This window comes from Gilvimarinus gilvus (assembly GCF_030518155.1).
GTDB classification, from domain to species: domain Bacteria; phylum Pseudomonadota; class Gammaproteobacteria; order Pseudomonadales; family Cellvibrionaceae; genus Gilvimarinus; species Gilvimarinus gilvus.
The window spans coordinates 1-323 of the sequence record NZ_JAULRU010000408.1 but is presented as its reverse complement, the minus strand read 5'-3'; the positions used below and the strand labels follow the sequence as shown (position 1 = coordinate 323).

The 323-nt window shown below is 36.5% G+C and carries 1 protein-coding gene; it reads right to left on the bottom strand.

Going from position 1 to position 323, the window contains the following annotated elements; translation table 11 throughout:
* A partial coding sequence (locus QWI17_RS06805) for a glycoside hydrolase family 97 catalytic domain-containing protein (protein ID WP_302721769.1) occupies nucleotides 1-268 on the bottom strand: 268 nt, incomplete at its 3' end.
* Nucleotides 269-323: the final 55 nt, after the last annotated feature.

The window sequence follows — 323 nt, the reverse complement described above, 5'->3', positions numbered from 1 at the left end:
TAGAACCTCCAAAAGCTTGGTATTCTGTTCCACGCGCAGATTCATTACCGATTAAATTTGGCCATGTACGCGCAACTCCTGTAGGACGAACCGCTTCGTGAGCATTAACCATAATTTTATATTCAGCCGCTTTTTCGATTGCATATTGATAATGATTAATCGTATTTTGGCTGTAATGATAATCTCCACGAGGAACGATATCACCTACATATCCACTTTTTACAGATGTATAACCGTTATCATTCATGAATTTATAGGCTTTATCCAAATGTCTTTCATAATTACGAATTGATCCAGACGTTTCGTGATGCATCATAATTTTT